Source organism: Streptomyces lydicamycinicus (assembly GCF_000829715.2).
In the GTDB taxonomy this organism is placed as follows: domain Bacteria; phylum Actinomycetota; class Actinomycetes; order Streptomycetales; family Streptomycetaceae; genus Streptomyces; species Streptomyces lydicamycinicus.
In genome coordinates, this window is record NZ_BBNO01000001.1 from 391,344 (window position 1) to 404,511 (window position 13,168).

The window sequence follows — 13,168 nt, forward strand, 5'->3', positions numbered from 1 at the left end:
CGGGGGAGCAGGGGGAAGAAAAGAGCGGGTTCGGACGGCCGGGGGGTCTGTCCGAGCCCGCTTCTCCGTGTTTGCTCGTGGTGTCCGTGCAGGTGTCGTCGCGGCCCTGCCCCGCCCGTCAGGAATGGACGGCCGCGCCCACCGCGTCCGGCGCCCCCGCGGCCGATATACGGGCCAGTGCCTCCCCCTTGGCGCAGGCGTACGCGCCCAGGGCGGTGTGCCGGGCGACGACCGACCGCTCGGCGCGCAGCAGCCGCAGACCGCGACGGACGAGATACGGGGCGGACTTGCGGCCCTCGCGCAGATCCCGCGCCAGCCGCCGGCGGAAGGTGGTGGTGGGGCGGCCGCGCAGACACAGCGCGTCGGCCAGCAGTCCCGCGGCCCGGCAGTCCCCGATGACCTCGGCCGCGAAGATGCCCTCCGCGATGAACAGCGGGGCGCCGCCGAGGTCGAGCCCCGACGCGCCGACCCGGGCGCTGGTCGCGATGTCGTACACCGGGACATCGGCGCGCCCCGTACGGCACAGTGCGCCGATGGCCGCGAGGGCGGCGTCGGCGTCCCAGGACAGCGGTGCGTCCCAGTCGGTGCCGCCGCCGTCGGGCAGTTGCGGCAGTGTCGGGTCCGTCCCCTCCTTGTAGAAGTCGTCGAGGTTGAGGACGGGGAGGCCGCTGCGGGCGGCCAGGGACGTCTTGCCGGAACCCGAGGGACCGGTCAGCAGAACGACCCGGGCAGCAGGGGGCCGGGCGGCGGGCGGCCGGGTGGTGGTGTGGGAGCTCACGGGCACCCATTGTCGCGTATTGCGCCGTGTGGGGTACCCCTGGCGCGCGAGGTGGATCGACCCCCGCCCCTCAACTACGCTACGCAGTCAATTGATTACCCGATTGCGCTGTTTCGCACAGCACTTCGAACCCTTCGATCCACAGGCAGGTGGCACATGCCCTCCCATGCGCGTCCCAAGCCCAGCCGTGTTCCGCGCGCCTTGCTGCGGGCGGGACTGGTGATCTCCGCCGCCGGTGCGGCGCTCGCGGCGAGCGGTGCGGCGACGGCGAGCGCGGCGCCGGCCGCCTCGGACCTGGCCACCGACACCGGTGCCGCGGCCTCCGGACTGACCGGCGCACTGCTGCACTCCGCGGCCGGCGGCCTCGGCCCGGTCAAGAACCTCAAGCTGGACCCGCTGGCCAACACCTCCGTCGACCCGCTCGCCAACGCCGTGAGCACCCAGATCGCCGACTTCAAGCCGGTGGGCACCACGCTGCTGACCGGCGCCCTCTCGAACGGCGCCGCGCTCAAGGACCTGCCGCTGGTGGGGACGGTGACGAGGGTGCTGCCGGGGTGACGGGGCCCCGTTGAGGCGTTCGGCGACCTGGCCGGCCCCGCGTGCCGGCGCCACAACAGTGCGGGGCCCCGCCACGAAGGAGAGGCCCCGCACTGTCGTTCCGCGGACGCCGCCAGGGCGCCGGTGCGGTCCTAGACGCCCATCGGATGCCAGACCGTCTTCGTCTCCAGGAAGGTCAGCAGACGGGCGGTGCCGGGGTCGGCGGTCCAGTTGACCGGGGCCGGGCGGAGGACGCGCTTGAGGTTGTCGGCCGCGGCCGTCTCCAGGTCCTTCGCCAGCTCGTCGTCCGCGCCCGCGAGATCGAGGGCGTTGACGTCCTGGTGGGCGGCGAGTGGGGTGGACAGTTCCGCGGTGCGGCCGGAGAGGATGTTGACCACGCCGCCCGGGAGGTCGGAGGTGGCGAGCACCTCGGCCAGGGAGAGGGCGGGCAGCGGGGCGTTCTCGGCGGCCGCCACGACCACCGTGTTGCCGGTGACGATCGCCGGGGCGATCACCGAGACGAGGCCGAGGAACGACGACTCCTGCGGGGCCAGGACCGCGACCACACCGGTGGGCTCGGGGGCGGAGACGTTGAAGTACGGGCCGGCCACCGGGTTGGTGCCGCCGGCGATCTGGGCGACCTTGTCGGACCAGCCCGCGTACCAGACCCAGCGGTCGATCGCGGCGTCCACCTGGGCCGTGGCCTTCGCCTTCGACAGCCCCTCGGCCGCGGCGACCTCGGCGGTGAACTGGTCGCGGCGGCCCTCCAGCATCTCGGCGATGCGGTAGAGGATCTGGCCGCGGTTGTAGGCCGTGGCGCCGGACCAGCCGCCGAAGGCCTTACGGGCGGCGACCACCGCGTCCCGGGCGTCCTTACGGGAGGCCAGGGGCGCGTTGGCGAGCCATGTGCCCTTGGAGTCGGTCACCTCGTACACCCGCCCGCTCTCGGACCGGGGGAACTTGCCCCCGACGTACAGCTTGTAGGTCTTGAAGACGGAGAGTCGGCCAGTCAGCTCAGACATTGAGGTACGCCTCCAGACCGTGCCGGCCGCCCTCGCGGCCGTAGCCCGACTCCTGGTAGCCGCCGAAGGGCGACGCCGGGTCGAACTTGTTGAACGTGTTGGACCAGATGACGCCCGCGCGGAGCTTGTTCGCCATCCACAGCATCCGCGAGCCCTTCTCCGTCCAGATGCCGGCGGAGAGCCCGTAGGGGGTGTTGTTGGCCTTCTCCACGGCCTCGGCCGGGGTGCGGAAGGTCAGCACGGACAGCACCGGGCCGAAGATCTCCTCGCGGGCGATGCGGTGCGCCTGGGTGACGCCGGTGAACAGCGTCGGGGCGAACCAGTAGCCGGTGGTGGGGAGTTCACAGGACGGCGACCAGCGCTCGGCGCCCTCGGCCTCGCCCGCGTCGGCCAGCGCGGTGATCCGGGCCAGCTGTTCGGCGGAGTTGATGGCGCCGATGTCGGTGTTCTTGTCGAGCGGGTCGCCCACCCGCAGGGTCCGCATCCGGCGCTTGAGGGCGTCCAGCAGCTCGTCCTGGACGGACTCCTGGACCAGCAGACGGGAGCCCGCGCAGCAGACGTGGCCCTGGTTGAAGAAGATGCCGTTGACGATGCCCTCGACGGCCTGGTCGAGCGGGGCGTCGTCGAAGACGATGTTCGCCGCCTTGCCGCCCAGCTCCAGGGTCACCTTCTTGTCCGTGCCGGCGACCGTACGGGCGATGGCCTTGCCGACCTCGGTGGAGCCGGTGAAGGCGACCTTGTTGACGTCCGGGTGCGCGACCAGCGCGGCGCCCGTGGAACCGTCTCCCGTCAGGATGTTGACGACGCCCTTCGGCAGGCCCGCCTGGCGGCAGATGTCCGCGAAGAACAGCGCGGACAGCGGGGTCGTCTCGGCGGGCTTGAGGACGACCGTGTTGCCGGTCGCCAGCGCCGGGGCGATCTTCCACGCGAGCATCAGCAGCGGGAAGTTCCAGGGGATGACCTGGCCGGCGACGCCCAGGGGGCGGGGGTTCGCGCCGTAGCCCGCGTGGTCGAGCTTGTCGGCCCAGCCCGCGTAGTAGAAGAAGTGCGCGGCGACCAGCGGCAGATCGGCGTCCCGGGACTCCCGGATCGGCTTGCCGTTGTCGAGCGACTCCAGCACGGCCAGCTCGCGCGAGCGCTCCTGGATGATCCGGGCGATCCGGAAGAGGTACTTGGCGCGCTCGGCGCCGGGCAGCGCGGACCACTTCTCGAAGGCCTTACGGGCGGCCGTCACGGCGCGGTCGACGTCGTCGCCGGTGGCCTGGGCGACCTCGGAGAGGACCTCCTCGGACGACGGGGAGACGGTCTTGAAGACCTTGCCGTCGGAGGCCGGGGCGAACTCGCCGTCGATGAACAGGCCGTAGGACGGCGCGATGTCGACGACGGAGCGGGACTCGGGTGCGGGTGCGTAATCGAAGGTCATGGGAGCCTCAGTCCACCGTGACGTAGTCGGGGCCGGAGTAGCGGCCGGTGCTGAGCTTCTGGCGCTGCATCAGCAGGTCGTTCAGGAGGCTGGAGGCGCCGAAGCGGAACCAGTCGGCGGTCAGCCAGGGCTCGCCGAGCGTCTCGTTGACCATGACCAGGTACTTGATCGCGTCCTTGGTCGTCCGGATGCCGCCGGCCGGCTTCACCCCGACCTGCACGCCGGTCGTGGCGTGGAAGTCCCGGACCGCCTCCAGCATGAGGAGGGTGACCGGCGGGGTGGCGTTGACGGCGACCTTGCCGGTCGAGGTCTTGATGAAGTCGGCGCCCGCGAGCATCGCCAGCCAGGAGACCCGGCGCACGTTGTCGTACGTCTGGAGCTCACCGGTCTCGAAGATGACCTTGAGGTGGGCGGCGCTGCCATCGGGGCGGGCGCACGCCTCCTTCACGGCCTTGATCTCCTCGAAGACGTCCATGTAACGGCCGGAGAGGAAGGCGCCCCGGTCGATCACCATGTCGATCTCGTCGGCGCCGGCCGCGACCGCGTCCCGGGTGTCCGCGAGCTTGACCGGCAGCGCGGCGCGGCCGGCGGGGAAGGCGGTGGCGACGGACGCGACATGGATGCCGGAGTCTCCGAGCGCCTCCTTGGCCGTCGCGACCATGTCCGGGTAGACGCAGATCGCCGCAACCTTGGGGCTGGTGCGGTCCGTGGGGTCCGGGTGGACGCCCTTGGCGCACAGTGCCCGGACCTTGCCCGGGGTGTCCGCGCCTTCGAGGGTCGTCAGGTCGATCATCGAGATGGCGAGATCGATGGCGTACGCCTTCGCCGTCGTCTTGATCGAGCGGGTGCCGAGGGTGGCGGCGCGGGCCTCGAGGCCGACCGCGTCGACGCCGGGGAGGCCGTGGAGGAAGCGGCGCAGCGCACCGTCGTCGGCGGTCACGTCCGCCATTGACGCCAGACGCCCCGCGGCTTCCTTGCCGTATGCGGGAACAGTGATGGGCATGGTCACGAGGGGAGCATATCTACGCGCGTAGCACCATGTCATCCCCCTCAGCCGTCCGAATCCGGCCGGCCCGGGCCGCGCCGATTCCGGCAACGTGCCCGGTGGCGGGCGCCGGAGGAGGCCGCCACCGGGGCCCGGGGGCGGCCGCACCCCGCGCCCGAATGATGCCGTAACGCAATGTCCGGCATCCGGACGGTCGGGCAGAATCGGCCCCATGACGAGCCAGGACCGGACCTCCCCGCCTCAACAGCAGTACGCGGAGCGCAGCTACCGCTCGCCCGCGGCCCTCGTCGGCGGCGCGCTGCTCCTCCTGCTCGGACTCTGGCTCGGCGGTGACGCCCTGCTGCGGGGCGTCGTGCACACCAAGCTCACGGCGCTGTTCGCGCTGCTCCTCGGGGTGCCGCTGGTGGTCGCCTTCACCCTGCGGCCGCTGGTCAGGGCGGGCGAGGACCGGCTGACGGTGCGTAACCCGTTCCGTACGATCACGCTGCCGTGGGGCGCGGTCGAGGACCTGCGGGCGGCGTTCTCCGCCGAGGTGTTCACCAGCGGCGGCAAGTACCAGCTGTGGGCCGTCCCGGTTTCGCTGCGGCAGCGCAAGAAGGTCAGCCGCCAGGCGGCGCGGGGCTCCGCGTCCCGGCCCCGGTTCGGGCTCGACGCCGACGCCGGCCCGGTGCCGCGCGCCATGGCCGACCAGACCCTCGACGAGCTGCGCGAGATCAAGGAGCGCGCGGCCCACCGCGAGAGCGCCCAGGGCGAGCCGGTGGTGCGCTGGTCGTACGCGGTCCTCGCGCCGCTCGTGGTGGGCGCGGTGGGGCTGGCGGTGATGGTGGCGCTGTAGCCACCGCGGGCCTGGCCGTAATGGTGGCGCGGTAACCGCCTCGGGGTCCTAGGGGAGCCGGGGCCCTAGGAGGGTGGGGGCTGGGGGCGTGCCCCCCTAGGGTCAGGGTTGTTTCCCCGCCGCCCACCCAGGTGTTGTTGTTTCCCCGCCGCCCACCCCCCTTCGGGGGGTGGGCGGGTACGGGAGGGGCGATCCGGGGCCTGTCGGTAGTGGCGGGTACGCCGTCCCGCGCCCTCCGGAAGCGGGTACGGGAGGGGCGATCCCGGGCCCGCCTGGGGTGGCGGATACGGGGGCCGGGGCCCGCCGTGGTGCCCCCTCAGATCCCCGCTGCCCCCGCCAGATCCCGCTTGATCGACGCGAGCGCCGTGACGGCCTTCGTACGGGCCTCGGGCAGGGCCTCGGCCGAGGACACCGGGACCACGACCTCCAGGTAGCACTTGAGCTTGGGCTCGGTGCCGCTGGGGCGGACCACCACGCGGGCGGCCTCGATCCCGGCCTCCGGCGAACCGGACAGGTAGTAGCGCAGCCCGTCGGTCGGCGGCAGCGTCTCCGTGCCCCGGTTCAGATCGTCGGCGCGGGTCACGGTCAGGCCCGCCAGCGCGGTCGGCGGCTGCTCGCGCAGCCTGCGCATGGCGTCGGCGATCAGCGACAGGTCCTCGACGCGGACCGAGAGCTGGTCGGTGGCGTGCAGCCCGTGTTCCAGCGCGAGGTCGTCGAGCAGGTCGCCGAGGGTGCGCCCGGACTGCTTGAGTTCCGCGGCCAGCTCGGTGATCAGCAGGGCAGCGGTGATGCCGTCCTTGTCGCGGACGCCCGCCGGATCGACGCAGTAGCCGAGCGCCTCCTCGAAGGCGTACCGCAGACCGTCCACCCGGGCCAGCCACTTGAAGCCGGTCAGCGTCTCCTCGTACGGGAGCGAGGCGGCGGCCGCGATACGGGACATCAGCTGGGAGGAGACGATGGTCGTCGCGAACGTGCCGGCCGCCCGCTTGCGCACCAGGTGGGCGGCGAGCAGCGCGCCGACCTCGTCGCCGCGCAGCATCCGCCAGCCGTCCGGCGTGCCGGGGGCGGGGACGGCGACGGCGCAGCGGTCCGCGTCGGGGTCGTTGGCGATCACGATGTCGGGGCCGGCGGCGCCCTGCGCGCGGGCGGTGGCGAACGCGAGGTCCATCGCGCCCGGCTCCTCCGGGTTGGGGAAGGCGACCGTCGGGAAGTCCGGGTCCGGCTCGGCCTGTTCCGCGACGACCGTCGGCGCCGGGAATCCGGCCCGGGCGAAGGCGGCGACGAGGGTGTCCCGGCCGACGCCGTGCATGGGCGTGTAGACGACCTTGGTGTCCCGGGGGGAGCCGGGCGTCAACACCGCGTCCGTACGCGCCAGATAGGCGTCCAGGACCGTCTCGTCGAGGGTTTCCCAGCCGGTCTCCGGGCGCGGGACGTCGGCCAGCGAGCGGACCGCGGCGATCTCGGCGGCGATCTCGCCGTCCGCGGGCGGCACGATCTGGGAGCCGTCGCCCAGGTAGACCTTGTAGCCGTTGTCGCGCGGCGGGTTGTGGCTGGCGGTGACCTCGACCCCGGCCACCGCGCCCAGGTGCCTTATCGCGAAGGCCAGGACCGGGGTGGGCAGCGGGCGCGGCAGCACCGCGGCGCGCAGGCCCGCGCCGACCATCACGGCCGCCGTGTCACGGGCGAAGTCGGCGCTCTTGTGGCGGGCGTCGTAGCCGATGACCACCAGGCCGGAGCCGTCGCCCTGCGCCTTGAGGTACGCGGCGAGGCCGGCCGCGGCCCGGATGACCACGGAGCGGTTCATCCGCATCGGGCCCGCGCCCAGTTCACCGCGCAGCCCGGCGGTGCCGAACTGGAGGGTGCCGGCGAACCGGGCGGCCAGCTCGTCGGTGTCCTCGGCTGCGATGAGCTTGGCGAGCTCGTCCCGGGTCTCCGGGTCGGGGTCCTCGGCCAGCCATGCCTGGGCCCGGTGGGTCAGCTCCGCGGGATCGATAGCCACGTGATGCTCCTGACGGTGGATGCGGGTGGGGGGCGCGCTGAGGACAGCTGAGGAGGCAGGGCCCTCTCGGCTCGTCACGCATACCCGGTACGCGGGTACGGGGAGCCGCGAAACCGGCCAATGCCACTGGATGGCAGCGCGCGGAGGGGGGCCGCGCCGCGCGGTGGGGTGGACCGGCGGGCAGGCGGCGGGCCCGGTGCGGACGGGGCGGCCCGGCGGGTGGGGCACCCGCCGTGGCCGTCAGCCGTCGTCGTCCGGCGGCGCCGTGGCGCCGCGGTGGCTCAGAGCTTGCCGAGCACCTGGGCGAGCAGGCTGCCCATCCGGGTCGCGGAGTCGCGGCCGGCCTGCAGCACCTCTTCGTGGTTGAGCGGCTCGCCCGTCATGCCGGCGGCGAGGTTCGTCACCAGCGACAGCCCGAGCACCTCGGCACCGGCCTCGCGCGCCGCGATGGCCTCCAGGACCGTGGACATCCCGACCAGGTCGGCGCCCAGGGTCCGGATCATCTTGATCTCGGCCGGGGTCTCGTAGTGCGGGCCGGGGAACTGGGCGTAGACGCCCTCCTCCAGGCTCGGGTCGACCTCCTTGCACAGCGCGCGCAGCCGCGGCGAGTACAGGTCCGTCAGGTCGACGAAGTTCGCGCCGACGATCGGGGAGGTGGCGGTCAGGTTGAGGTGGTCGCTGATGAGGACCGGCTGGCCGGGGCGCATGCCCTCGCGCAGACCGCCGCACCCGTTGGTGAGCACGATGGTCTTGCAGCCGGCCGCGGCGGCGGTGCGGACACCGTGCGCGACCGCGGCGACCCCGCGGCCTTCGTAGTAGTGGGTACGGCCCAGGAAGACCAGCGCCCGCTTCGCGCCGACCTGGTACGAGCGGATCTTGCCGCCGTGCCCGGCGACGGCCGGCGCCGGGAAGCCGGGCAGTTCGGTGACGGGGAATTCGTGCTCGGGCGCGCCCAGGGCCTCGGCGGCCGGCGCCCAGCCGGAGCCCATCACCAGGGCGACGTCATGGGTCTCGGCGCCGGTCAGCTCACGCAGACGGGCGGCGGCGTCGGCGGCGGCACCCTGGGGGTCGCGCGCGATGTCCGGAGTAACAGATGCGTTCACGCGGACGAGGGTAGCCGGTATTCCCCTACGCGCGTAGATGTCGCTGCTCACGGTGCTGGGATCGGATTGTTGTGGCATCTGCCAAAAGCAGCTTCCCGGGCGCGTCGCGGCACCCGTACGGCGGCCTGCCCGCCCCGGTCGGCGCGGTGCCGCCCCTCAGCAGGGCCGCTTGCGCAGCTCCATCACATAGTCGTGCGGCGCGCCCGCCGACTCCGCGGCGTCCGCGATCTCGCCCAGATAGCGGGCCGACGGCAGACCGCCCTCATAGCCGTTGAGGACATAGATCCACGCCGCCTCGTCGCCTTCGAGGGTGTGCACCCGCACTCGCATCCGGCGGTAGATGTCCATGCCGACGCCCTCCCAGCGGTCCATGGACTCCTCGTCCATGGGCGCGATGTCGTAGAGCGCGACGAAGAGCTGGGCGCCGGGTGCTTCGACGACCGTCGCCAGCGCGCCCTCCCAGCCCATCTGCTCGCCGCCGAAGGTGAGCCGCCAGCCGCTGAGCCAGCCGGTGCCGCGCAGCGGCGAGTGCGGTGCGCGGCGGGACATCAGCCGCGCGTCGAGGTTGCCGGCGTACGCGGCGTAGAGCGACATGGTTCCGAGGGTACGGGAGGTTGCCCGCCGGGCTCGTGGTACCGGAGGTCCGGACGGGAGACCCGGCGCGGCGCGCTCCGGTGCTCGTCAGGGGCCAAGGACGCCCCCGGGCGAGAGCGACGTACGGGCGTGCGGGACAATGGAGTACGTGACTCGGATCGTGATCATCGGTGGCGGACCCGGCGGATACGAAGCTGCCCTGGTGGCGGCTTCTCTCGGCGCGGAGGTGACCGTCGTCGACTGCGACGGTCTGGGCGGGGCGTCGGTGCTGACCGACTGCGTGCCGTCGAAGACTCTGATCGCCACGGCCGAGGTGATGACCACCTTCGACTCCTCCTACGAGGAGCTCGGCATCATCGTCGAGGACGACACCCCGCACGTGGACCGGCCCGCCCGGGTCGTCGGCGTCGACCTCGGCAAGGTCAACCGACGGGTCAAGCGCCTCGCACTCGCCCAGTCGCATGACATCACCGCGTCCGTGACCCGCGCCGGCGGCCGGGTCATGCGCGGCCGCGGCCGGCTGGAGCCGGGTCAGGCGCCGGACGGCTCCCGCAAGGTGACGGTCACCGCCGCCGACGGCACCTCGGAGGGCCTGATCGCGGACGCGGTGCTGATCGCCACCGGCGCGCACCCCCGCGAGATCCCGGACGCGCTCCCCGACGGCGAGCGGATCCTGAACTGGACGCAGGTCTACGACCTCGACGAGCTGCCCGAAGAGCTGATCGTGGTCGGTTCCGGTGTCACCGGTGCCGAGTTCGCCGGTGCCTACCAGGCGCTCGGCTCCCGCGTCACCCTCGTCTCCTCCCGTGACCGCGTGCTGCCGGGCGAGGACCCGGACGCCGCCGCCGTCCTGGAGGACGTCTTCCGCCGCCGCGGCATGAACGTCATGTCGCGCTCCCGGGCCCAGTCCGCCAAACGGGTCGGCGACCGCGTCGAGGTCACCCTGGCCGACGGCCGCATGATCTCCGGTACGCACTGCCTGATGGCGGTCGGCTCCATCCCCAACACCGAGGGCATCGGCCTGGAAGCGGCCGGCGTCAAGCTCACGGACTCCGGTCACATCTGGACCGACAAGGTCTCCCGCACCTCCGCCCAGGGCGTCTACGCGGCCGGCGACTGCACCGGTGTCTTCGCGCTGGCGTCCGTCGCCGCGATGCAGGGCCGGATCGCGATGTACCACTTCCTCGGTGACGCGGTCACCCCGCTGAACCTCAAGACGGTCTCCGCCAACGTCTTCACCGACCCGGAGATCGCCACTGTCGGTTACTCCCAGGCCGACGTCGACAGCGGCCGGATCGACGCCCGGGTCGTCAAGCTCCCGCTGCTGCGCAACCCGCGCGCCAAGATGCAGGGCATCCGCGACGGCTTCGTGAAGCTGTTCTGCCGCCCCGGCACCGGCATCGTCGTCGGCGGTGTGGTCGTCTCCCCGCGCGCCAGCGAGCTGATCCATCCCATCTCGATCGCGGTCGACAACAATCTGACCGTCGAGCAGATCGCCAACGCCTTCACGGTCTACCCGTCGCTGTCCGGCTCGATCGCCGAGGTCGCCCGCCAGCTGCACACGCGCAAGGCCGCCAGCGAGTAACCGGGGGCGCCGGGCGGGCTGCGGCCGATTCAAATGTTTGTGCCCGCCGTGCGCACTGGGGATGAAACGTCCCTGCACCGGGCCGGGACCGGACCGCTCCGATCCCGGCCGCCGCGGGCCCCGTCAAGGCGACTGACCAGGGCTCAAGCGGCTCGTTCCGCCCGGTAGTTCGACATCCGCACGACATATGCATACCGCATACCACGTCACGCTCCGCGGTGCGTACAACTTCCGTTAATTGGTGCAACCTGCTGAAAACAGACGGTCGTTGGCGTTACTGTCAGTTTCGTGTTCGCTGCAGAACGTCGCCAATTGATCCTTGAAATGGTGCGCGCCAATGGAGCCGTATCGCTCCGGGAGCTCGCCCGCGTCGTCCAGACCTCCGAAGTAACCGTACGGCGGGACGTGCGGGCGCTGGAGGCAGAGGGACTGCTCGACCGCCGGCACGGCGGTGCGGTCCTGCCGGGAGGCTTTACCCGCGAATCAGGATTCCCACAGAAATCCCATCTAGCGACCGCGGAGAAGACGGCCATCGCCGATCTCGCGGCCGGCTTCGTCGAAGAGGGCGAGGCCATCGTCGTCGGCGCGGGAACGACCACGCAGGAGCTGGCCCGCCGGCTCGCGCGGGTCCCCGGGCTGACCGTCGTCACCAACTCCCTGCTGGTCGCCCAGGCGTTGGCCCATGCCAACCGCGTCGAGGTCGTGATGACCGGCGGCACCCTGCGCGGCTCCAACTACGCGCTGGTCGGCAGCGGTGCCGAACAGTCCCTCCAGGGCCTGCGGGTCTCCCGCGCCTTCCTGTCGGGCAGCGGGCTGACCGCCGAGCGCGGTCTGTCCACGTCCAACATGCTCTCCGCCAGCGTCGACCGGGCGCTGGTGCAGGCGGCGGGGGAGGTGGTGGTGCTCGCCGACCACACCAAGCTCGGCTCCGACACCATGTTCCAGACCGTGCCCACGGATGTGATCACGCGGCTGGTCACGGACGAGCCGCCGGGCCATGACGACCGCGCCGCCACGGAACTCCAGGCGCTGGCCGATCAGGGCGTCCAGATCGCCGTCGCCAACGGTTCGGGCGTGGGCCACGGGCCGGGGCAGCCGGGGCAGCCGGGGCGGGACGGTGGCCCGGGGGACCGTAGAGGACCCCGGCGGGACGTCCCGCTCCCGGGTCAGCGGCGCAGCCATGCGCCGGGCGGCGGGGCCGGTGGGCCACAGCTCCGCTCGGCACCGTCCCTGAGTGAGGCCTCCGGCGGCCGGGTCGCCGATCTGGCACCGCGGCGGCGCTGAGGCAGATGTCGGGGGCGCGTCACCGTGGCGCGCCGGCCCGGCGCGGGGGACCGCTGCTCAGTGGTTCTCCCCCTTCAGCCCGCGCAGCGTGAGCGTCAGCAGCCGGTCGGCGAGCTTGGGGTCGTCCGGGGATTCCTCGACGGCCAGTGCGATGCCGTTGGTCAGCTGCATCAGATCGCTGATGCTCACATCCGGGCGTACGGCCCCGGCCTGCTGGGCGCGGGTCAGCAGCGCACCGCCGGCCTCCCGCATCGGCACGCTGCACCGGGCCATGCCCGAGCTGTCGTCCGCCGATGCCGTCATCAGTGCGCGGGACAGCCCGCGGTAGGTGGTGGCGTGGGTGATGATCGCGCGCAGCCATTCGACCAGTGCGGCGCACGGCTGCGGCGCGTCGGCCAGTTCCCTGGCGTGCGCCAGGAGGGCGTCCACCTCTCCCTGGAAGACCGCGCCCATCAGGGCGGTCCGGTTGGGGAAGTGGCGGTAGAGGGTGCCGATGCCGACGCCGGCGCGGCGGGCGATGTCCTCCAGCGAGGTGTCCGTGCCGTGCTCGGTGAAGGCCGTACGGGCCTCGGTCAGCAGCCGCTCGTAATTGCGGCGGGCATCGGCCCGCATGGGGCGTACGTCAGGCGTCCGCGCCGGTGCGGTCGCCGCCGTGCTCGTCGTCTGCGGCTGCCCTGCCGTCTCGGTCGCCATCGCCGTCCTCCCTCGACCCGGCCGGTTGCGGCCCGGTGGCTCCAGGATGCCATTGCGTCCTCGGCGGCTGTCCCGGTGCGGTGGGCAAGGCTTATCGGAGAGTACCTCCGTATGGCTGGAACGCCCCCGTCGCGCCCGCCCGGTGGCCGTCCGGCAGACCGGGGATGAAGTCCCGGCATCCCCCGGTGGGCATGTGGCCGAACACCTCGGCGGCCCCGCAACGCCGGGCCGGCAAGCGCCATCAAACCAGGCGCAATGAGGTTTTCCGGGGTCTTCCGGAGGGCCGGGAGGACGCCGTGACGGACCGCC

Annotated in this window: 12 protein-coding genes; 4 read left to right on the forward strand and 8 right to left on the reverse strand. The window is 72.6% G+C overall.

The features are described from left to right. Window positions 1-118: 118 nt before the first annotated feature. On the reverse strand, window positions 119-778 hold the full coding sequence (locus TU31_RS01705; RefSeq protein WP_042147765.1) for a nucleoside/nucleotide kinase family protein: 660 nt from the start codon (window positions 776-778) through the stop codon (window positions 119-121). Window positions 779-934: 156 nt separating this feature from the next. Between TU31_RS01705 and TU31_RS01710 the strand changes: the two genes are divergently transcribed. Beyond that, the gene (locus TU31_RS01710; protein WP_042147768.1) at window positions 935-1,336 is read left to right on the forward strand and encodes a hypothetical protein; all 402 of its coding nucleotides are present in this window, start codon (window positions 935-937) and stop codon (window positions 1,334-1,336) included. 131 nt (window positions 1,337-1,467) lie between these two features. On the opposite strand, the gene TU31_RS01715 is transcribed toward TU31_RS01710, so the two are convergent. The 3 genes from TU31_RS01715 to deoC are packed head-to-tail and all read right to left on the reverse strand — an operon-like array spanning window position 1,468 to window position 4,763. After that, window positions 1,468-2,337: an aldehyde dehydrogenase family protein gene (locus tag TU31_RS01715; RefSeq protein ID WP_042147771.1), complete on the reverse strand. Its 870-nt coding sequence runs from the start codon at window positions 2,335-2,337 to the stop codon at window positions 1,468-1,470. Beyond that, window positions 2,330-3,760, reverse strand: coding sequence for an aldehyde dehydrogenase family protein (locus tag TU31_RS01720; RefSeq protein WP_042147775.1), 1,431 nt, complete (start codon window positions 3,758-3,760; stop codon window positions 2,330-2,332). The genes TU31_RS01715 and TU31_RS01720 overlap by 8 nt, the downstream gene beginning before the upstream one ends. A 7-nt stretch (window positions 3,761-3,767) precedes the next feature. Beyond that, a complete protein-coding gene (deoC, locus tag TU31_RS01725; protein WP_181018537.1) occupies window positions 3,768-4,763 on the reverse strand; it encodes a deoxyribose-phosphate aldolase in 996 nt (331 codons plus the stop codon). 214 nt (window positions 4,764-4,977) lie between these two features. Between deoC and TU31_RS01730 the strand changes: the two genes are divergently transcribed. Beyond that, a complete protein-coding gene (locus TU31_RS01730) occupies window positions 4,978-5,601 on the forward strand; it encodes a PH domain-containing protein (protein WP_042147784.1) in 624 nt (207 codons plus the stop codon). 316 nt (window positions 5,602-5,917) lie between these two features. Here the strand turns inward: TU31_RS01730 and TU31_RS01735 are convergent, their stop codons facing one another. The 3 genes from TU31_RS01735 to TU31_RS01745 all read right to left on the reverse strand — a co-directional run bounded on the left by TU31_RS01735 (window position 5,918) and on the right by TU31_RS01745 (window position 9,297). Next, the gene (locus tag TU31_RS01735; RefSeq protein WP_042147787.1) at window positions 5,918-7,600 is read right to left on the reverse strand and encodes a phospho-sugar mutase; all 1,683 of its coding nucleotides are present in this window, start codon (window positions 7,598-7,600) and stop codon (window positions 5,918-5,920) included. A 281-nt stretch (window positions 7,601-7,881) separates the two neighbouring features. Next, window positions 7,882-8,703 (reverse strand): purine-nucleoside phosphorylase, encoded by an 822-nt coding sequence (locus TU31_RS01740; RefSeq protein ID WP_042147790.1) that lies wholly within the window; start codon window positions 8,701-8,703, stop codon window positions 7,882-7,884. A gap of 156 nt (window positions 8,704-8,859) precedes the next feature. Further along, window positions 8,860-9,297 carry a gamma-glutamylcyclotransferase family protein gene (locus TU31_RS01745; RefSeq protein ID WP_042147793.1) on the reverse strand — a complete coding sequence of 146 codons (438 nt, stop codon included), beginning with the start codon at window positions 9,295-9,297 and terminating at the stop codon, window positions 8,860-8,862. Between TU31_RS01745 and TU31_RS01750 the strand changes: the two genes are divergently transcribed. Both TU31_RS01750 and TU31_RS01755 read left to right on the forward strand, forming a co-directional pair. Further along, window positions 9,296-10,882: an NAD(P)H-quinone dehydrogenase gene (locus tag TU31_RS01750; protein ID WP_349632449.1), complete on the forward strand. Its 1,587-nt coding sequence runs from the start codon at window positions 9,296-9,298 to the stop codon at window positions 10,880-10,882. The two genes, TU31_RS01745 and TU31_RS01750, sit on opposite strands and share 2 nt — an antisense overlap. A gap of 324 nt (window positions 10,883-11,206) precedes the next feature. Continuing rightward, complete coding sequence (locus TU31_RS01755) at window positions 11,207-12,166, forward strand: DeoR/GlpR family DNA-binding transcription regulator (RefSeq protein ID WP_042147798.1); 960 nt, start codon at window positions 11,207-11,209, stop codon at window positions 12,164-12,166. A gap of 57 nt (window positions 12,167-12,223) precedes the next feature. Here the strand turns inward: TU31_RS01755 and TU31_RS01760 are convergent, their stop codons facing one another. Then, window positions 12,224-12,859 (reverse strand): TetR/AcrR family transcriptional regulator, encoded by a 636-nt coding sequence (locus tag TU31_RS01760; protein WP_042147802.1) that lies wholly within the window; start codon window positions 12,857-12,859, stop codon window positions 12,224-12,226. Window positions 12,860-13,168: the final 309 nt, after the last annotated feature.